This is a genomic window from Croceicoccus naphthovorans (genome assembly GCF_001028705.1).
In the GTDB taxonomy this organism is placed as follows: Bacteria; Pseudomonadota; Alphaproteobacteria; order Sphingomonadales; family Sphingomonadaceae; genus Croceicoccus; species Croceicoccus naphthovorans.
In genome coordinates this window covers 1,241,189-1,257,593 of sequence record NZ_CP011770.1, presented here as the reverse complement: position 1 = coordinate 1,257,593, position 16,405 = coordinate 1,241,189, and the positions used below count along the sequence as shown (strand labels likewise).

At 63.0% G+C, this 16,405-nt stretch carries 19 protein-coding genes and 1 tRNA gene; 7 read left to right on the top strand and 13 right to left on the bottom strand.

The features are described from left to right. Positions 1-89: 89 nt before the first annotated feature. Positions 90-1,532, bottom strand: a complete 1,443-nt coding sequence (gene ahcY, locus AB433_RS06395; RefSeq protein WP_047820380.1) for an adenosylhomocysteinase — start codon at positions 1,530-1,532, stop codon at positions 90-92. Between the two features lie 238 nt (positions 1,533-1,770). Then, a complete protein-coding gene (locus tag AB433_RS06390) occupies positions 1,771-2,241 on the bottom strand; it encodes an S-adenosyl-L-homocysteine hydrolase (RefSeq protein ID WP_221403562.1) in 471 nt (156 codons plus the stop codon). Between the two features lie 188 nt (positions 2,242-2,429). Between AB433_RS06390 and AB433_RS06385 the strand changes: the two genes are divergently transcribed. Continuing rightward, positions 2,430-2,909 carry a peroxiredoxin gene (locus tag AB433_RS06385; protein ID WP_047820379.1) on the top strand — a complete coding sequence of 160 codons (480 nt, stop codon included), beginning with the start codon at positions 2,430-2,432 and terminating at the stop codon, positions 2,907-2,909. 49 nt (positions 2,910-2,958) lie between these two features. Here the strand turns inward: AB433_RS06385 and AB433_RS06380 are convergent, their stop codons facing one another. From AB433_RS06380 to pgsA, 4 genes are read right to left on the bottom strand one after another with little or no spacing between them, the layout of a single operon-like run. Beyond that, complete coding sequence (locus AB433_RS06380) at positions 2,959-4,092, bottom strand: glycosyltransferase family 4 protein (RefSeq protein WP_047820378.1); 1,134 nt, start codon at positions 4,090-4,092, stop codon at positions 2,959-2,961. Between the two features lie 27 nt (positions 4,093-4,119). Beyond that, complete coding sequence (locus AB433_RS06375) at positions 4,120-4,581, bottom strand: GtrA family protein (RefSeq protein WP_053059021.1); 462 nt, start codon at positions 4,579-4,581, stop codon at positions 4,120-4,122. Continuing rightward, positions 4,578-5,270 carry a hypothetical protein gene (locus tag AB433_RS06370; protein ID WP_047820377.1) on the bottom strand — a complete coding sequence of 231 codons (693 nt, stop codon included), beginning with the start codon at positions 5,268-5,270 and terminating at the stop codon, positions 4,578-4,580. The genes AB433_RS06375 and AB433_RS06370 overlap by 4 nt, the downstream gene beginning before the upstream one ends. A gap of 58 nt (positions 5,271-5,328) precedes the next feature. After that, positions 5,329-5,880, bottom strand: a complete 552-nt coding sequence (gene pgsA, locus AB433_RS06365; protein WP_047823476.1) for a CDP-diacylglycerol--glycerol-3-phosphate 3-phosphatidyltransferase — start codon at positions 5,878-5,880, stop codon at positions 5,329-5,331. A gap of 113 nt (positions 5,881-5,993) precedes the next feature. Here pgsA and AB433_RS06360 point away from each other — a divergent pair, with 113 nt between their 5' ends. Then, positions 5,994-7,304, top strand: coding sequence for an MFS transporter (locus AB433_RS06360; RefSeq protein ID WP_047820376.1), 1,311 nt, complete (start codon positions 5,994-5,996; stop codon positions 7,302-7,304). A gap of 4 nt (positions 7,305-7,308) precedes the next feature. On the opposite strand, the gene AB433_RS06355 is transcribed toward AB433_RS06360, so the two are convergent. The 4 genes from AB433_RS06355 to AB433_RS06340 all read right to left on the bottom strand — a co-directional run bounded on the left by AB433_RS06355 (position 7,309) and on the right by AB433_RS06340 (position 8,821). Continuing rightward, positions 7,309-7,545, bottom strand: a complete 237-nt coding sequence (locus AB433_RS06355) for a hypothetical protein (RefSeq protein ID WP_047820375.1) — start codon at positions 7,543-7,545, stop codon at positions 7,309-7,311. 203 nt (positions 7,546-7,748) lie between these two features. Continuing rightward, a complete protein-coding gene (locus AB433_RS06350; RefSeq protein ID WP_047820374.1) occupies positions 7,749-8,165 on the bottom strand; it encodes an EVE domain-containing protein in 417 nt (138 codons plus the stop codon). Positions 8,166-8,254: 89 nt separating this feature from the next. Then, positions 8,255-8,330: transfer RNA gene (locus AB433_RS06345), tRNA-Ala, on the bottom strand. 170 nt (positions 8,331-8,500) lie between these two features. Then, positions 8,501-8,821, bottom strand: a complete 321-nt coding sequence (locus AB433_RS06340; RefSeq protein ID WP_047820373.1) for an FYDLN acid domain-containing protein — start codon at positions 8,819-8,821, stop codon at positions 8,501-8,503. A gap of 184 nt (positions 8,822-9,005) precedes the next feature. On the opposite strand from AB433_RS06340, the gene aroA reads away from it, so the two are divergent. The 5 genes from aroA to gloB all read left to right on the top strand — a co-directional run bounded on the left by aroA (position 9,006) and on the right by gloB (position 14,119). After that, the gene (gene aroA / locus AB433_RS06335; protein ID WP_047820372.1) at positions 9,006-10,361 is read left to right on the top strand and encodes a 3-phosphoshikimate 1-carboxyvinyltransferase; all 1,356 of its coding nucleotides are present in this window, start codon (positions 9,006-9,008) and stop codon (positions 10,359-10,361) included. Between the two features lie 17 nt (positions 10,362-10,378). After that, on the top strand, positions 10,379-10,621 hold the full coding sequence (locus tag AB433_RS06330; protein ID WP_047823474.1) for a CBU_0592 family membrane protein: 243 nt from the start codon (positions 10,379-10,381) through the stop codon (positions 10,619-10,621). 8 nt (positions 10,622-10,629) lie between these two features. Then, positions 10,630-11,265, top strand: a complete 636-nt coding sequence (locus AB433_RS06325) for a (d)CMP kinase (RefSeq protein ID WP_047823472.1) — start codon at positions 10,630-10,632, stop codon at positions 11,263-11,265. Between the two features lie 218 nt (positions 11,266-11,483). Next, entirely contained in the window at positions 11,484-13,190 is a 1,707-nt protein-coding gene (gene rpsA / locus AB433_RS06320; RefSeq protein ID WP_047820371.1) for a 30S ribosomal protein S1, read from the top strand. Positions 13,191-13,360: 170 nt separating this feature from the next. Continuing rightward, complete coding sequence (gene gloB, locus AB433_RS06315; RefSeq protein WP_047820370.1) at positions 13,361-14,119, top strand: hydroxyacylglutathione hydrolase; 759 nt, start codon at positions 13,361-13,363, stop codon at positions 14,117-14,119. Positions 14,120-14,272: 153 nt separating this feature from the next. Here gloB and AB433_RS06305 read toward each other — a convergent pair whose 3' ends face one another. From AB433_RS06305 to AB433_RS06295, 3 genes are all read right to left on the bottom strand, one after another. Continuing rightward, positions 14,273-15,103: a PAS domain-containing protein gene (locus AB433_RS06305; RefSeq protein WP_047820368.1), complete on the bottom strand. Its 831-nt coding sequence runs from the start codon at positions 15,101-15,103 to the stop codon at positions 14,273-14,275. A 127-nt stretch (positions 15,104-15,230) separates the two neighbouring features. Then, positions 15,231-15,833 (bottom strand): F0F1 ATP synthase subunit B family protein, encoded by a 603-nt coding sequence (locus tag AB433_RS06300; RefSeq protein WP_047820367.1) that lies wholly within the window; start codon positions 15,831-15,833, stop codon positions 15,231-15,233. Continuing rightward, entirely contained in the window at positions 15,834-16,319 is a 486-nt protein-coding gene (locus AB433_RS06295; RefSeq protein ID WP_047820366.1) for a F0F1 ATP synthase subunit B family protein, read from the bottom strand. Positions 16,320-16,405 lie beyond the last annotated feature (86 nt).

Below are 16,405 nucleotides of genomic sequence, written 5' to 3'. Positions count from 1 at the left end.
GGGGCGATAGCACCCGGAAAAAAATCAATTTCCGTCAGGATATCGCCACGGGGCGACGAACCGAAGCCCGCCGCCCCGCAAACGGGCGATCAGTAGCGGTAATGCTCGGGCTTGAACGGGCCTTCGACCGGCACGCCGATGTAGTCCGCCTGCCGCTGCGACAGCGTGGTCAGCTTTACGCCCAGCTTTTCAAGGTGGAGCGCCGCGACCTTTTCGTCGAGGTGCTTGGGCAGGACATAGACGTCGTTCTTGTACTCGCCGCCCTTGGTATAAAGCTCGATCTGGGCCAAGACCTGGTTGGTAAAGCTGGACGACATGACGAAGCTGGGGTGCCCGGTCGCGCAGCCAAGGTTCACGAGTCGGCCCTTGGCCAGCACGATGATCTGCTTGGCGGGTTCATCTCCATTGGCAGGCAAGGTCACGACATCGGTACCGGGCTTCACCTCGTCCCAGTCGTAGTTGTCGAGCGCGCTGATCTGGATCTCGCTGTCGAAGTGGCCGATGTTGCACACGATGGCCATGTTCTTCATCGCCTTCATATGCTCGCCGGTGATGACGCCCTCGTTGCCGGTGGCGGTCACAAAGATGTCGCAGCGTTCGACCGCCTCTTCCATCGTGACGACTTCATAGCCCTCCATCGCCGCCTGCAACGCGCAGATCGGGTCGATTTCCGTCACCATGACGCGTGCGCCGCCGTTACGCAGCGAATCCGCACTGCCCTTGCCGACATCGCCAAAGCCGGCAACGCAGGCGACCTTGCCGGCCAGCATCACGTCGGTCGCGCGGCGGATCGCGTCGACCAGCGATTCCTTGCATCCGTAAAGGTTGTCGAACTTCGACTTGGTGACCGAATCGTTCACGTTGATCGCGGGGAAAGGCAGCTTGCCGTTCTTGGCAATGTGATAGAGGCGGTGGACACCGGTCGTCGTTTCTTCCGAAACGCCGCGGATGTTGGCGACCGATTTCATCAGATAACCCGGCTTTGCCTTCACAAAGGCTTTCAGCGCGCGCTGAAACTCGATTTCCTCGGCATTTTCCGGGTCGGGCAGTTCGTCGCCCGCCTCCAGACGGGCGCCCCACAGCGCGAACATCGTGGCATCGCCACCATCGTCCAGGATCATGTTCGCCGTTTCACCGTCACCCCAATCGAAAATGCGACCGACGTAATCCCAGTAATCGGCAAGGCTTTCGCCCTTGATCGCGAAAACCGGAATGCCCTGTGCGGCGATGGCGGCGGCGGCGTGGTCCTGCGTCGAAAAGATGTTGCACGTCGCCCAGCGGACCTCTGCACCCAGCGCCACCAGTGTTTCGATCAACACTGCGGTCTGGATCGTCATGTGAAGCGATCCGGTGATCCGCGCGCCCTTCAACGGCTGCGATGCGCCATATTCCTCGCGCAGCGCCATCAGGCCGGGCATTTCGGTTTCGGCGATCGCGATTTCCTTGCGCCCATAGTCGGCAAGGGCGATGTCGGCGATTACGTAGTCGTTCTGGGCTGCGGCAGTGGCCACGGGCTGCTCCTCTGGAGGCATGAAACAGGAAAAGCGGGTAGAGTACCCGGATGGCTCCGGCCTCTACCCGCTCTCCGTCCTCAGGGCAAATATAAAGAAACCTTTATATCACCCCGCGGCCCTGACACGATCACCGCGGCCCCCCTCGTGACCCGGTCGAAACCATCGAGGCGACCCCCGCAGTGATCCCCTGTTTCATCCACGCACCCCTGGCGGCTGGCGCATGGACGAACCGTGTGCCGGTTTTGCGTGCCTCACTTTAAAAGGAGGAAGCGAAGCGCGCGGGCCGGCTTTTTGCAAGCAACTGGTCAGCCGCCGCCAGGAGTCGGTGGCTGTCCCGATCCGCGGCGAGATCGCTGGTTACCTGCTTCAATTCCGCGCATTCCAGCCAAGGATGGCCCTGACCGTACTGGTTGGCCATGCTGACGCTGATCTTGTCCAGATGACGCTTGGCACCCTTGGCGCCGTACTTGCTGTTATACGACGTTTGCAGCGTGCGGGCGGCACCCTGCAGCGCGACGTTATGCTTCACCGCAAACTTGTCGTAATCGCGCTGAAACCCGTCGGCCCCATGGCGGCAGCGCAGCGCGGTCACCATCAGCATGATGTCCAGCTTGCGCAGCTTTTCGGCGCTGGAATAGTCGCTGGCTGCGGCCTGAGCCGGCGTGAAGGCGGCGGCGACAAGCCCGGCCGATGCCGCGGTCGCAATGAACTTTCCGAAAATTCCCATTGTTGATGCTCCCCGATCGATGAATCTGGCTGGTCTTCGATGGGGTGCAGCCTCCGCCAATAACTTTACGGAAACTTAAAGGCAGGCAGTAAAGCGATTTTAACCACGATACGGCGGGTCACGCCTTGCGGTGTCACAGACCGTCGCTATCTGTCGCCTGCGCAAGACACGCTTGAAAGGATAAGCACATGACGATTTCGGTTGGGGACTCGCTGCCCGATGTGACGCTGGTAAAGGCAACCTCGGAGGGTCCGGAAAAGGTTTCGTCGAAGGATTACTTCGCGGGCAAGAAAGTCGCGCTGTTCTCGGTTCCGGGCGCGTTCACCCCGACCTGTTCGGCCAAGCACCTGCCGGGCTTCGTCGAAAAGGCGGACGAACTGAAGGCCAAGGGCGTGGACGAAATCGCCTGCACCGCCGTCAACGATCCCTTCGTCATGCAGGCGTGGAAGGAACGCGACGGTTCCGAAGCGATCACCATGCTGGCCGACGGCAATGGCGAGATGGCCAAGGCGCTGGGCCTGACGATGGACGGTTCGGGCTTTGGCCTGGGCCAGCGCGGATCGCGTTGGTCGGCGGTTGTCGACGACGGCAAGGTCACGCAGCTGAATGTCGAAGAAGGCGGCAGCTTCGAGGTATCGAGCGCAGAGCACATGCTCGGCCAGCTCTGAGAGCCGGATCGATCCCAATAAGAGAGGGGCGCCTGCGGGTGCCCCTTTTTTATGGGCGGGTATCGCCGAGCAGGTCGCGATAGACCTGCTCTACCGAAGCGGAGGCGGCGTCCCAGGAAAAGCCCCCGCTGCGGTTGCGGGCGGCCTTAACCATAGCTTTGCGACTGTCCCGGTCGGCAGCAAGCCCAGCCAACGCCGCGACCGCCGCATCCAGATCGCGCGGTGCGTAGAGAACCCCCGCCGCCCCGTGATCGAGCAATTCGCGCGATCCCGGCGCATCGGCGGCGACAATCGGCAAGCCCGCCGCCAAACCTTCCAGCACGACGTTGCCAAACGTCTCGGTCGTGCTGGGATGGTGAAAGAGATCGGCGCTCGCCACCGCGCGGGCCAATGCTTCGCCCTCCAGATGCCCAGTCAGCACCGCATCGTCGAGCGGGCCGAACGCGCTGCGCCCCGGCCCCTCACCCACCACCAGCGGGCGGACGGGCAGACCTTGCGCCCGCAAACGGCGGATCGCCTCGACATAGTCGGCGATGCCCTTTTCCAGCACCAGCCGCCCGAAAAACAGCACCGCGATTTCGTGATCAGCGATGCCCTGTGCACGCCGCCAATCCGGCGAACGCCTCGCGGGATCGAACAAAGCGCGGTCAATACCCCGGCTCCAGACGCTGGCCCGCCGATCGCCCCGCGTTTCGCGCATCTGCGCCGCCAGTGTTTCGGTCGGCGTAACGACATGGTCGCTGCGGCGATAGAACCGGTCCAGATGCGCTTCGGCCAGTGGGCGCAGCCAGCCTATGCGGTAATAGTCGAGATAGGTCTCGAACAGGGTGTGCTGACTGGCGACCACGGGCACGCCGATTTGCTTGGCGAAAGTCTGCGCGCGGGTGTTCAGGATGTCGGGCGTGGAGACGTGCACGATGTCTGGTTTGAACTGCGCGATGTTGCGCCGGATCGCTTTGGGCAAACCCGTCGCCAGCCGAAACTCGCTCCGCACCGGCAAGGCAATCGATGGGACCGGCACCAGCGTTCCGGCAGGCTCGAAAGCGGGGGTATCGGTAACAGGCGAATAGACCCGAACCTGATGCCCCGCCGTGCCCTCCAGCCAGCCGACGAGGCGGTTCAACGCCTGATTCGCGCCTTCGCGCAGATAATTGTAATTGCCCGAAAACAGCGCGATGCGCATCCGATCCCTCCGCCCGTGATGCGGCGCTTATAGTCGGCGGAAGTTCAATGTCGCGTTGATCGTGAACATCGCCAGTCCGGCAAAGACCGACACGAACACCCGCGCGACGAGGTAGTTGATCGCGGTATATTCCAGCACCAACGCATAGAGGCCCATCGTAATGGCCAGCCCCATGCCCCCGGTGGCGAGGAAATAGACATAACCCTTGCCCACCGCACGGTCAGTACCCCGGAAAATCCACGTTCGGCCCAACAGGTAGTGCAGCGAATTGGCGACGACGAAGCCGACGGTGGCCGCCAGAACCTCGCCCACGGCGAATCGTTCGACCAGCACCCACAGGACCGAAAAGCTGACCGCAAAGGCCAGGCACGACGCAACCGTGTTGCGCCCCAGCATGGCCGCCGCCCGCCGGGAAAACAGCCGCGCGATCAACCCACCCTTGCGATGATCGGCGACGACCTTGGCCGCCGCAGCGCCCACGCCGCTCATTCCGCGAGAAGCGCCAGTTCGCGGGCATTCGGCCCAACCGGTGCCGCGTCGTGCGCATCGGGCCAATCCCCCCGCCGCCGCACGAAGGGGTTCACGAACAATGCGGGCAGTTTCAGGAACAGCAGTTCGGAATGGATGAAGGTGTCAACCGCCCGCTCCCACCATTTCGGATCGCGCTTGCCGTTGGCCTTCAGCCAGCCATCGTAAGGCGCCCAGTGGCTCGGTTCGTCGCGATGGATGATGGCGAAGATCTTCATCAGCACCTTGTCGTCACGCACCAAGGGATGCGCCAGCAATATCTCGACCTGCCGGAACCCGCGCTGCTCGGTCAGCGAGATCACGCGGCAGAGCTTTTCGAACTGGCCGTCGTCGTCGATCACCTTTTGCGTATCCAGATCGTCGATACGCTTGCGAAACATGATCTCGACAAACCGGTCGATATGCCCGCAGGTGCGATCCACCGACAGCGGCATCGCTCCGCGCAATTCGAACCAGCGGCGGAACATGTCGTAGTGCTTGCGCTCGTCCGCGCGGTGGCGTTCCACCGCCGCGATCAAGACATGATCGTCGGGCGAACGAGCGCGGATCGCATCGAGGACTCGATCGATCGCGGTATATCCTCGATGCTCGTTATAAAGGTAGATCGACCCCAGAAGGTCCAGATATCGTTCGCGAAATCGCTTTAACATGAAAGAGTTGTAAGGATCGCGCTGTCACACGTCAATCGTACCGCACGAAACGATCGCCCTAATCCATGTGGCGCAGGCCGATCCGCAGGTAATCCCAACCGGTTATCGCCGTCAGCAGCGCCGCAGCCCATAGAGAGATCATCCCCGTCCAGTACACGAACGCCACGTTCGGCAATGCGCCAGACACGATCAACGCGCCCAGCGACAGCATCTGAAACGTCGTTTTCCACTTGGCCAGTTTCGACACCGGAACCGAAACCTGGACGCCCGCAAGGAACTCTCTCAGCCCCGAGACCATTATCTCTCTTAACAGGATGACGAGAGCCGCCAGAACATGAATTCCCGGTATGATACCGGTGTGGACCAGCACCAGGATGACGGCGGCGACCATGATCTTGTCGGCGATCGGATCCAGAAAGATGCCCAGTCGGCTGACCCGCCCGCTGGCCCGCGCCAGCATCCCGTCGAAATAATCGGTAATGCCCGCGACACAATAAAGCGCAAAAGCGATCCAGTGGCCCAACGTCCAGTCAGGCCACCACAACAGCGTAACCAGCAAGGGAACCGCGAAAATGCGCGACAGGGTCAGGATGTTTGGAAGGGTCAGCATGGTCCGCGATCGTGTCTCATCCCGGCGCATAGCGTGAAAGCGCGCCGGGCAAAAGCGTTGTCGGGGGTTGCCCTATCGCCTGTCCCCATTAAGCACGGGTGCCACACCCCCGCATGACGACTACCACCCACCTTCTCACCCGGCGCCGTTTCCTGCCCCTGTTCGTCACCCAGCTGCTGGGGGCGTTCAACGATAACCTGTACAAGAACGCGATGGTGCTGTTCGTCGTGTATCAGGTTTACAGCACGGCAGAGCAGGAGGCGCAGTTCTCTGCCATCGCGTCGGGCCTGTTCACCCTGCCCTATGTGCTGTTTTCCGCCGTATCGGGACAACTGGCCGATATGCGCGACAAGGCGGCGATTATCCGATGGGTGAAGCTGGCCGAAATCGGGATCATGGCGATCGGCGCGGGCGGGTTGATACTGGCGTGGCTGGACATCGCCGTCACGACGGTTGCGATTCCCCTGATGCTGGTGGCTTTGACCGGACTTGGCGCGCATTCGACGTTTTTCGGACCGATCAAGTACGCGATCCTGCCGCAGCACTTGCAGAAGAATGAGGTGCTGGCGGGCACCGGCCTGATCGAGGCGGCAACCTATCTCGCTGTGCTGGCGGGCACGATCCTTGCCGGGTTCATCGCGGTGGAAATCGCCGCCGCGATCGTCATGATTATCGCGGTCATCGGCTGGTTCAGCGGGCGTCAGGTCCCCCCTGCTCCGGCTCAGGCCGTGGGCGAGTCGGTGGATTTCAACATCATCCGCTCCTCGATCAACGTCGTGCGCGCCACGATGGAGGAAAAGCGGGTATTCTACGCGATCCTTGCGATCAGCTTTTTCTGGACCATCGGCGCGGTGCTGTTCATCGAGTTCCCGCCACTTGCGAAGAACGTGCTGACCGCAAGCAAGGAAGTGGCCAGCCTGTTCCTCGTCGTCTTTTCCATCGGAGTCGCAGCCGGGTCGATGACCATCAACGCGCTGTTGAAGGGAGAGGTTTCGGCCCGCCATGCCCCTGCGGCGGTCGTGGTTATGGGCCTGTTCGTCGTGGCTTTCCACCTCGTCTGCAAGGCATGGCCGCAGCACGAAGGGCTTTATTCGATCAGCGAGTTCGTGGTGCAGCCCTTGGCGATTCCGCTGCTGTTGTGCCTGTTGGGCATCGCGGTCGCGGGCGGCATTTTCGTCGTGCCGCTCTATGCGTTTCTGACCACCGTGGTCGACAAGTCGCAAACCGCACGAACTGTTGCGGCGAACAATATCGTCAACTCTGCTGCGATGGCCGCCGGGGCCCTTATCGCGATGGGCCTGACGTGGCTGGGCGTTGCGATCGTGGATCAGTTGCTTCTGGCGGCGGCGATGTGCGTGATCTCGGCGTGGTTGGGCTGGATACTCTATCAGGCAGAAATCGAAGAGCCCGCCATCGCGGAATAGGCGATCAGGCGAAGAAGCCGATCACCGCCATAAAGCAAGCCGAATAGGCCATCAGGAAATCGCGCACGTCCTGATTGGTAATCCTGAACGTGCCGGTGTCGTCTTCCGCAATCGGCGGCAACGCCGCGCCCTTGCGTCGCCCGAATGTCGGCCGCCGCAGCATGGCCGCCCGGAACCGGCGCGGGGCGGCGGTGGGGGCCAGTGCGGGCTCACGAGCGGGTTCGAGGGCGGCAGTCGGCATCGGGCGTCAGGCTCCTGATCTGTATCGCGTGCGGTGCGGTAATCCTGTGGGTTGGTTCACCCGATTAACGTCTCGCGCGCGGTAACCGTTCCTTAAATACGGGCCTTTACGTAGCTATCCAAGACGTCTTGCGCCCTCTGCCCCGGACCGGGACAATGGCGTTAACCATCGCATCCCGCTCAGGCCGCGAAGCGATGGAAAGATCAGCCTTTTTTGGACATCGACAGGATTTTTTTCCACTCGTCGGGCATGACCTCGCTCACGGACAGGCGCGATTGCTTGACCAGTTCCATCTCGGCCAGTTCGGGCGTCGCCTTCACCTGTTTCAGCGTGACCGGATGGTCCAGCTTCTTCACCGGCTTCACCTTCACTGCGGCCCACTTGCCCGTCTCATCGGTGGGATCGGTGATGCCCGCCACGCTGATCTCGGCAATGCCGACGATCTCCAGCCCGATGTTGGAATGGTAGAAGAAGAACCGCTCGCCCTTTTTCATGGCGGCGAGGTTGTTGCGCGCACGATAGTTGCGCACGCCGTCCCACGTCCCCTCACCCTCTTCGCAAAGGTCGTCCCACGAATAGACGTCGGGTTCGGATTTCATCAGCCAGTAGCGTTTGGCCATAAGGCACCTCCTGCCCCGCGGCTAATAGCCAGCGCTGCGCCGGGCGCAACCGCGCCGGGCATGATGTGCAGGAAAGGTGGGGAGATCGATGGTGGAGCCGAGGGGGATCGAACCCCTGACCTCTACAATGCCATTGTAGCGCTCTCCCAGCTGAGCTACGGCCCCGAAATCCATCGATTTTCATCTGCGGCCCGGCCTGGGTGGCGAACCGTTTCCGACTGTGCCGAAGCGCGTCGGGAGCCGCTCTTTAGGGACCGGCCTTCCCCCATGCAAGAGGGAAATTTCGCGTTTTTGCCGCCTGTCCGATTTAACCGAACAGGCGGCGCATTCGCGGATCAGGTATCGTCGCTGTCGTCGTCCTTGGCCTTGGTCACGCCAAGATCGTCGTCGCCGCCAAGATCGACATCGTTGTCGGGCGAATCGTCATCGTCGTCGACGTCGATGTCCAGATCGTCGTCGCCAAGATCGCTATCGTCCTGCTTTTCGGTTTGCTTCTGTTCCTCGTACGGGATCGGCTGTTTCGACTTCAGCACCGGCTCGGGCGTCCATTCGTTGCCGCATTCGATGCAGGTGACCGGATCGTCCTTGCCGAGATCGTAGAAGCGGGTGCCGCACTTCGGGCAGGTGTGCTTTGCACCCCATTCTGGCTTGACCATGAATTTCCTCGTCTGGTTGCCCCGGATGCGGGGCGCGTTTGGTGGTATTTGCGTGTTCTGGCGATATCTGGGTGCGCGGAATCGGGCCTGCAAGCGACCTTGGCCCCGCGACGAAGCGCGCGCCTTGCCATAGGGGCGCGCCCCTGTCAAAAGCCGCCGCCGAACCGGAGCCGTTACCTTTCTGATGAGCCAACCTGAAACGCCCTCTCCCCGCCGCTTTTCCGTCGCTGGACCGTTGACCGGACGGGTCCGTGTGCCGGGCGACAAATCGATCAGCCACCGTTCGATCATGTTCGGCGCGCTGGCCGTGGGCCGCACCACCGTGACCGGGTTGCTGGAAGGCGAAGACGTGATGGCCACCGCCGCCGCGATGCGTGCGATGGGCGCGGGCGTAGAACGGACCCGCGACGGCGCCTGGAACATCGACGGCGTAGGCGTCGGCGGCTTGCTGCAACCGCAGGCAGCGCTGGACATGGGCAATTCGGGCACTTCGACCCGCCTGCTGATGGGCGTGATCGCCAGTCACGGGATTACCGCGACGCTGACCGGCGATGCCAGCCTGTCGAAACGCCCGATGGGGCGCGTGACCGAACCGCTGTCGCAGATGGGCGCGGATTTCACTTGCGCGCCGGGTGCCAACAATTCTCAGACGCTGCCGCTGACGATGCGCGGCGCGCATCCGGCAGTGCCAATCGAATATCGCCTGCCGGTCGCCAGCGCGCAGGTGAAGAGCGCGGTGCTGCTGGCCGGCCTGAACACGCCGGGCATAACGACAGTGATCGAGCCAGTGCCGACGCGCGACCATACCGAACGCATGCTGACAGGGTTCGGTGCGCAGTTGACCGTCGAGGAGATCGACGGCGACCGCGTAATCCGCATTCACGGCGAGGCAAACCTTCGTGCTCAGCAGATCGTGGTGCCGGGTGATCCGTCCTCCGCCGCGTTTTTCGTCGTCGCGGCATTGCTTGTCGAAGGCAGCGACCTCGTGATCGAGAATGTCGGCCTGAACCCCACCCGCGCCGCTCTGTTCGATGTGCTGCGCCAGATGGGCGGAAGCATCGAAGAACTGGACCGCCGCGAAGTTGGTGGAGAGCCGGTCGCCGACTTGCGCGTGCGGCATTCCGCGCTGACCGGGATCGATGTCGATCCGGCGGTAGCGCCTGCGATGATCGACGAGTTTCCCGTGCTGTTCGTCGCCGCCTCGCTCGCCAAGGGGCGCACGGTCACGAGCGGATTGGACGAGTTGCGCGTCAAGGAATCGGACCGCCTTGCCGCGATGGCCGCTGCGCTGACGCTGGCGGGTGCGCGTATCGAAGAACGCGAAGACGGCCTTGTCATTGATGGCACGGGCGGTACGCCGCTTACCGGCACCACCACCGACGAAGCAGTCGTCACCCACCTCGACCACCGCATCGCCATGAGCATGGCCATCGCGGGCCTTGCCAGCACTGGCGGCGTGGAGGTGGACGATACCGCCCCGATCCGCACCAGCTTCCCGACATTCGAAGTCCTGCTGGCACAAGCCGCGTCAGCCCAGTGACAGTTCCGCCGATCGACATGCCTACGCTGGTCGGCTTTGCCGGCATGGCCTGCATCATCTTCGCCTATGCCTACCTGACCGGAAAGGCCGAACCGAACCCTTTCGTGCAGCATGGCGTGAACCTGCTGGGCGCGGCCTTGCTGACCGTATCGCTGGTCTATCACCCCAACCTGCCCTCTCTGGTGCTGGAAGGGTTCTGGGCCGCCATCGCGATCTGGGGTCTGGTCAAGGCCATGCGCAATCGCAGGAGCGCCCAATGAAACGCCGCATCGTCATCGCCGTCGACGGCCCCACCGCCAGCGGCAAAGGCACGATCGCGCGCGGCTTGGCCAAGCATTATGGGCTGGCGCACCTCGACACCGGATTGCTCTATCGGGCGGTCGGTATGCAGGCGCGGATGATGGGTATCGACCCGGATGATCCGCTGGCGGCGGTAGAGGCAACCGGTTTTCCCGATTCGCTGCTCAAAGACCCCGAATTGCGCGGCGAAAACGTCGGCGCGCTGGCAAGCCGAGTCTCGGTGCACAAACGCGTGCGCGCCGCTCTGCTGGAACGCCAGCGTGAATTCGCCGCTCGCCCCGGCGGCGCGGTGCTGGACGGGCGCGACATCGGCACCGTCATTGCGCCCGATGCCGACGTGAAGCTGTTCGTCACCGCCAGTGTCGAGGCCCGCGCCCAGCGCCGCCATGCCGAGATGGTAAGGCGGGGTCAGGACGTGACGCTGGACGCGATCCGCGAGGACCTGATCGCCCGCGACGCGCGCGACCGCAATCGGGCGGAGGCCCCGCTGGTCGAAGCGCCCGATGCCGTCACGCTCGACAATTCAAACCTCAATGCCGCGCAGTCGCTGGCCGAAGCGATCCGCATCGTTGACGACCTGCTGGCCCGCAAGGCCGCCGAATAACGCGAAGATCGCGGTTTTCCTTGCCTTTCGCGCGCATCTGACTTAGACGCGCGCCCGTCCCTAACAGCCTCGGCTTTAACGGACCTTCGCGGCAGTATTCGGCCATCGCGGAGAGCTCGGCCCTCTTGCCCCGCTAGCCCCGCAATGGTGCGGGAGGCGGTGAAAGACCCCGGTAAAACCGGTGGCCGGTAGCAGACAGAACAGGAAGACCTGAACACATGGCAACTTCAGCCAATCCCACTCGCGACGATTTCGCGAAAATGCTCGACGAAACCCTCGGCTCCGAAGCCGATGGCGGTTTCGAGGGCCGTGTCGTCAAAGGCACCGTCACCAACATCGAAAACGGCATGGCGATCATCGACGTCGGCCTGAAGAGCGAAGGCCGCGTGCGCCTTGCTGAATTCGGCCGCAACGGCGAAGACGGCGAACTCAACGTCGGTGACGAAGTCGAAGTTTTCGTCGACCGCGTCGAGAACGCCGACGGCGAAGCGATGCTCAGCCGCGACCGCGCCCGCCGCGAAGCCGCGTGGGATCGCCTTGAAAGCGAATTCGGCGAAGGCAAGCGCGTCGAAGGCTCGATCTTCGGCCGCGTCAAGGGCGGCTTCACCGTCGACCTCGACGGCGCCGTGGCCTTCCTGCCCGGTTCGCAGGTCGATATCCGCCCCGTCCGCGACATCGCGCCCCTGATGGGCATTCCGCAGCCGTTCCAGATCCTCAAGATGGATCGCCGCCGCGGCAACATCGTCGTTTCGCGTCGCGCCGTCCTTGAAGAGACCCGCGCGGAACAGCGCAGCGAACTGATCGGCAACCTTGAAGAAGGCCAGGTCATCGACGGCGTCGTCAAGAACATCACCGATTACGGTGCGTTCGTCGACCTCGGCGGTATCGACGGCCTGCTGCATGTCACCGACATGAGCTACAAGCGCGTCAACCACCCGAACGAGGTGGTGAACATCGGCGACACCGTCACCGTCCAGATCGTCCGCATCAACCCCGAAACGCAGCGCATCAGCCTTGGCATGAAGCAGCTGGAATCGGATCCGTGGGACGGCGTCGGTGCGAAGTACCCGGTCGGCGCGAAGCTGGCCGGCACCGTCACCAACATCACCGAATACGGCGCGTTCGTCGAACTGGAAGCGGGCATCGAAGGCCTGGTCCACGTTTCGGAAATGAGCTGGACCAAGAAGAACGTCCACCCCGGCAAGATCGTCTCGACCAGCCAGGAAGTCGAAGTCATGGTGCTGGAAGTCGACGCCGACAAGCGCCGCATCAGCCTTGGCCTCAAGCAGGCCCAGTCGAACCCGTGGGACGATTTCGCAGAGAAGTTCCCGGTTGGCTCGACCGTCGAAGGCGAAGTCAAGAACGCGACCGAGTTCGGCCTGTTCATCGGCCTTCCGGGCGACGTCGACGGCATGGTCCACATGTCGGACATCGCGTGGGGCATTTCCGGCGAAGACGCGCTGGCCCTGCACCGCAAGGGCGAGCAGGTTCAGGCCGTGGTTCTGGACGTCGACACCGACAAGGAACGCATCAGCCTTGGCATGAAGCAGCTCGAAAAGGGTGCCCCGTCGGCTGACGGCGCTGCCTCGGCATCGGGCCTCAAGCGTAACGACGTGGTCACCGTCACCGTTCTCGAAGTCCGCGATGGCGGCCTCGAAGTTCAGGTCGGCGACGATGGCGCAACCGGCTTCATCAAGCGTTCGGACCTTGGCCGCGACCGCGACGAACAGCGTCCCGATCGCTTCCAGACCGGTCAGAAGGTCGACGCAATGGTTATCGGTTTCGACCGCACCAAAAAGCCGAACTTCTCGATCAAGGCACGCCAGATCTCGGAAGAGAAGCAGGCCGTGGAACAGTACGGCTCGTCCGATTCCGGCGCGTCGCTGGGCGACATCCTCGGCGAAGCGCTGAAGGGCAAGAACTAAGCCGCAGTGTCGGCGGTGGCGGGCAGCGCAAGCTGCCCGTCGAGCATCACGGGATTTACGCCCGTGACGGCCCCGCCAAAAGCAGACAGGCCCGCCGCTCCCCCTGGAGTCGGCGGGCCTTTTGCATTCCCCAAGCCCAGCACCTATCTGTGACGCCAAGAGGAGGCGTCATGCTCGAAGTTCACCAGTTCCCCTGCCTGTCCGACAACTACGGCTATCTGCTGCACGACACCGACAGCAACGAAACAGTCTGTATCGATACGCCCGACGCCGACGCCTATTTGCGCGAGGCGGCCGCTAAAGGCTGGCAGATCACCCAGATCTGGAACACGCACTGGCACCCCGATCACGCTGGCGGGAACGAGGCGATCAAAGCTGCCACCGGATGCACCATCACCGCGCCGGAAGTCGAAGCGCCGAAAATCGCGGCTATCGACCGCACTGTCGCTGGCGGCGATACCGTCAGGATCGGTGCTCACGAAGCGACCGTGATAGACGTTGGCGGACACACGATTGGGCACTGCGCCTATCACGTACCATCGGCAGGCATCGCCTTCGTCGGCGATGCCGTCTTCGCGCTGGGTTGCGGACGCATGTTCGAAGGGACCGCGCCGCAATTCTGGGCAAGCCTTAAACGCGTACGCGATCTGCCGGGCGAAACGCTGCTCTACTGCGCGCACGAATATACCGAATCGAACGTGCGCTTTGCGACCCACGCCGACCCGGAGAACCGCGCGCTGGCAACCTATGTCGAGGAAATCGCCGAGCGTCGTTCACGCGGTGACCCGACCGTGCCTGCCCGCCTCAGCCGCGAATGCGAGACGAACCCGTTCCTGCGCGCCGACGATCCGGACATGCAGGCGCGCTGGGGCGGCGGCGACGCGGTCGAAACCTTCGCGGCGCTGCGCAGCGCGAAGGATTCGTTCTAACCGCCCCGCGCGGCGTTCAGGTCACCTCAATCGCGAAACGGGCTAGCAGACCGCCCGGAACGACCTCCACGGTCAGTGGCTCAGCCATCCCTGCCGAAAGGCGGGTCGCGAGGCGCAGGCCATTGGCCGGTTCGATTGTCGTCGGCGCGGCATTCAGCGTTTCGCGCCACGCAAAGACGAGCTGACCGCAATCCCGCATAAGTGCCAAATCGACCCGACCGCCCAGTGACGACAGCGCGCCATGCGCAATCGCATTGGCTTCCAATTCACCCAGCACGATTGCCACCGTCCGCGCCGTGTCGCTGTCGACATGACTTTGGGCGCAGGATCGATCCTGCAGGACGGATCGCCCCGCATCTTCGACAGGCTTCGATCAACGATGACACCAAGCGGGATCAGGGTAGCACGGTCGGAAATCAGGTCGAATACACTCGTCAGCCGCTCAAGCCGATCCAGCAAACGTGCCGAAACCTGTTTGCCCAGCGGATCGCCGCCCAGCGACAAGCGCGCCAAGGCACCGATGGCCGCAAGGTGGTTGCGCGCGCGGTGCATGGCGCGGCCGTCGGCGGCCTCCTTACGCAGCTCCTCTTCCTTCCACCACGACAAGTCTCGCGAACTGCACAGCACGTGCGAAACGCGCCCATCGGCCGCACGGATCGGCGATACCGACACTTCCCACCAGCGTGGATTGCCCTTGGCGGTCGGACAGTATGCCTCGAACCGGCTCTTCTGACCCAGTGCCGCTTTGTAAATGGCGTCGCGCAGCAACGGGCGGCTTTCCTCTGGCCACAGATCGGCCAGCGGCTGACCCGACACCTGCGCAAAGTCGTCGATTTCCATCGCGACCCGGCCGTTCGGGTTCATGTATTCGAGTTCCCCCAGCGGGCTGAGAACCTTGATGCAATCGGGGCTCTGATCAAGGATATTCCAGACAAGGTTGCCGTAATCGACGCCCAACGCCGTTAGCTGGCGAAGCTCTCCCATCCCTCTCGTCCTTTTTTGCACAGGCTGCGACCACCTGCACAAACTGGAATAATATGTAAAAAACGACGAGTCGATCCAAAGGATCGACCCGCCGCAATTTTTCCAGCAACTTTAGAGGGCTAGGCGCTCAGAGCGCGGAGATCGTGCGATCCACCAGCGCGCCGTCGGCACTTGCGTCGTGCTTTTCGGCGATGATCGCACCGGCCGCGGCAGCCGAAGCGCGAGCCGCGCGTTCGCGCAGTTCCTCGACCGCGGCGCGCTCGGAAGCGGCGATCTTTTCCTCGGCCATCTTCTTGCGACGCTCCACCATCGCCTTGCCATCGGTTTCGGCCTTGGCGACAATCGCGTCGGCCTCGCTGCGCGCATGCTCCAGCATGGCCGCAGCGTCCTTTTCGGCATTTGCGATCTTGTCGGCGTATTCCTTGCGCAAGGCTTCGGCTTCGGCACGCAAGGTCTTGGCCTCGTCCAGCTGCGACTTGATCTCGGCAATCTTCTTGTCGAGGCCGCCGGTGATCAGTTTGGGCACGCCCTTCCACAGCAGGATGGCGATAAAGGTAAGCATCGCAAGGCTGACCCACGCCGTCGGGCCGATAAAGCCGAACGCGACGGGAACGGCATGTTCGCCGCCGTGATCTTCCTCAAGCCCTTCGAGGTGATCGGCGTTGTCGAGATGCTCCTCGACAACGGCCGAACCGTCGGTGGCGGCAAGAACGGTCAGGAAACCGGACATTTAGAGGGCCTCCTTCACGGCCGTGCGTGCGGCTGCGGGCGACACCGCGATACCGGCCAAACGCTGCACGATCTCGGCTGCCGCCTCGCTGGCGACGTCCTCGATCTCTGCGGCGGCGGCGTCGCGCGCCTCGGCAATCCGCTCATCCGCTTCGGCGAGTTTCTTGTCGATGCGCTTTTGCGCGGCGTTCAGCTTCTTTTCGGTCGCGGCGGCGGCATCGGCCTTCGCCTTGGCGATGACGGCCTGTGCTTCTGCACGATTGGCGTTCTCACGCTTGCGCCATGCCTCTTCCTCGGCATCGGCGTTCGCGCGCGCCTGTTCGGCAGCGGCAAGGTCGTCGGCAATCTGCTTGTCACGCAGGGCGACGGTATCCATCACCTTGGGCACCATACCCTTGCCGATGACGAAGAAGACCAGACCGAAAATCAGCAGCAGCCAGAAAATCTGGCTGGAGTAGGTCGCGGCCAACTGGCTTATCTGGGGCATCGCGGATGGCGTCCTGTCACGTGTTCAAGCAGTAACAAATCAGGTGGCCTGCCCGGCCCGCCACGATGGGCGAGCCGGAAAGGCCG

What these genes read in the sequence shown, in the direction of transcription:
- ahcY (WP_047820380.1), bottom strand. Translation starts at nt 1,532, where the DNA reads ATGCCTCCAGAGGAGCAGCCCGTGGCCACTGCCGCAGCCCAGAACGAC.
- AB433_RS06390 (WP_221403562.1), bottom strand. Translation starts at nt 2,241, where the DNA reads ATGGGAATTTTCGGAAAGTTCATTGCGACCGCGGCATCGGCCGGGCTT.
- AB433_RS06385 (WP_047820379.1), top strand. Translation starts at nt 2,430, where the DNA reads ATGACGATTTCGGTTGGGGACTCGCTGCCCGATGTGACGCTGGTAAAG.
- AB433_RS06380 (WP_047820378.1), bottom strand. Translation starts at nt 4,092, where the DNA reads ATGCGCATCGCGCTGTTTTCGGGCAATTACAATTATCTGCGCGAAGGC.
- AB433_RS06375 (WP_053059021.1), bottom strand. Translation starts at nt 4,581, where the DNA reads ATGAGCGGCGTGGGCGCTGCGGCGGCCAAGGTCGTCGCCGATCATCGC.
- AB433_RS06370 (WP_047820377.1), bottom strand. Translation starts at nt 5,270, where the DNA reads ATGTTAAAGCGATTTCGCGAACGATATCTGGACCTTCTGGGGTCGATC.
- pgsA (WP_047823476.1), bottom strand. Translation starts at nt 5,880, where the DNA reads ATGCTGACCCTTCCAAACATCCTGACCCTGTCGCGCATTTTCGCGGTT.
- AB433_RS06360 (WP_047820376.1), top strand. Translation starts at nt 5,994, where the DNA reads ATGACGACTACCACCCACCTTCTCACCCGGCGCCGTTTCCTGCCCCTG.
- AB433_RS06355 (WP_047820375.1), bottom strand. Translation starts at nt 7,545, where the DNA reads ATGCCGACTGCCGCCCTCGAACCCGCTCGTGAGCCCGCACTGGCCCCC.
- AB433_RS06350 (WP_047820374.1), bottom strand. Translation starts at nt 8,165, where the DNA reads ATGGCCAAACGCTACTGGCTGATGAAATCCGAACCCGACGTCTATTCG.
- AB433_RS06340 (WP_047820373.1), bottom strand. Translation starts at nt 8,821, where the DNA reads ATGGTCAAGCCAGAATGGGGTGCAAAGCACACCTGCCCGAAGTGCGGC.
- aroA (WP_047820372.1), top strand. Translation starts at nt 9,006, where the DNA reads ATGAGCCAACCTGAAACGCCCTCTCCCCGCCGCTTTTCCGTCGCTGGA.
- AB433_RS06330 (WP_047823474.1), top strand. Translation starts at nt 10,379, where the DNA reads ATGCCTACGCTGGTCGGCTTTGCCGGCATGGCCTGCATCATCTTCGCC.
- rpsA (WP_047820371.1), top strand. Translation starts at nt 11,484, where the DNA reads ATGGCAACTTCAGCCAATCCCACTCGCGACGATTTCGCGAAAATGCTC.
- gloB (WP_047820370.1), top strand. Translation starts at nt 13,361, where the DNA reads ATGCTCGAAGTTCACCAGTTCCCCTGCCTGTCCGACAACTACGGCTAT.
- AB433_RS06305 (WP_047820368.1), bottom strand. Translation starts at nt 15,103, where the DNA reads ATGGGAGAGCTTCGCCAGCTAACGGCGTTGGGCGTCGATTACGGCAAC.
- AB433_RS06300 (WP_047820367.1), bottom strand. Translation starts at nt 15,833, where the DNA reads ATGTCCGGTTTCCTGACCGTTCTTGCCGCCACCGACGGTTCGGCCGTT.
- AB433_RS06295 (WP_047820366.1), bottom strand. Translation starts at nt 16,319, where the DNA reads ATGCCCCAGATAAGCCAGTTGGCCGCGACCTACTCCAGCCAGATTTTC.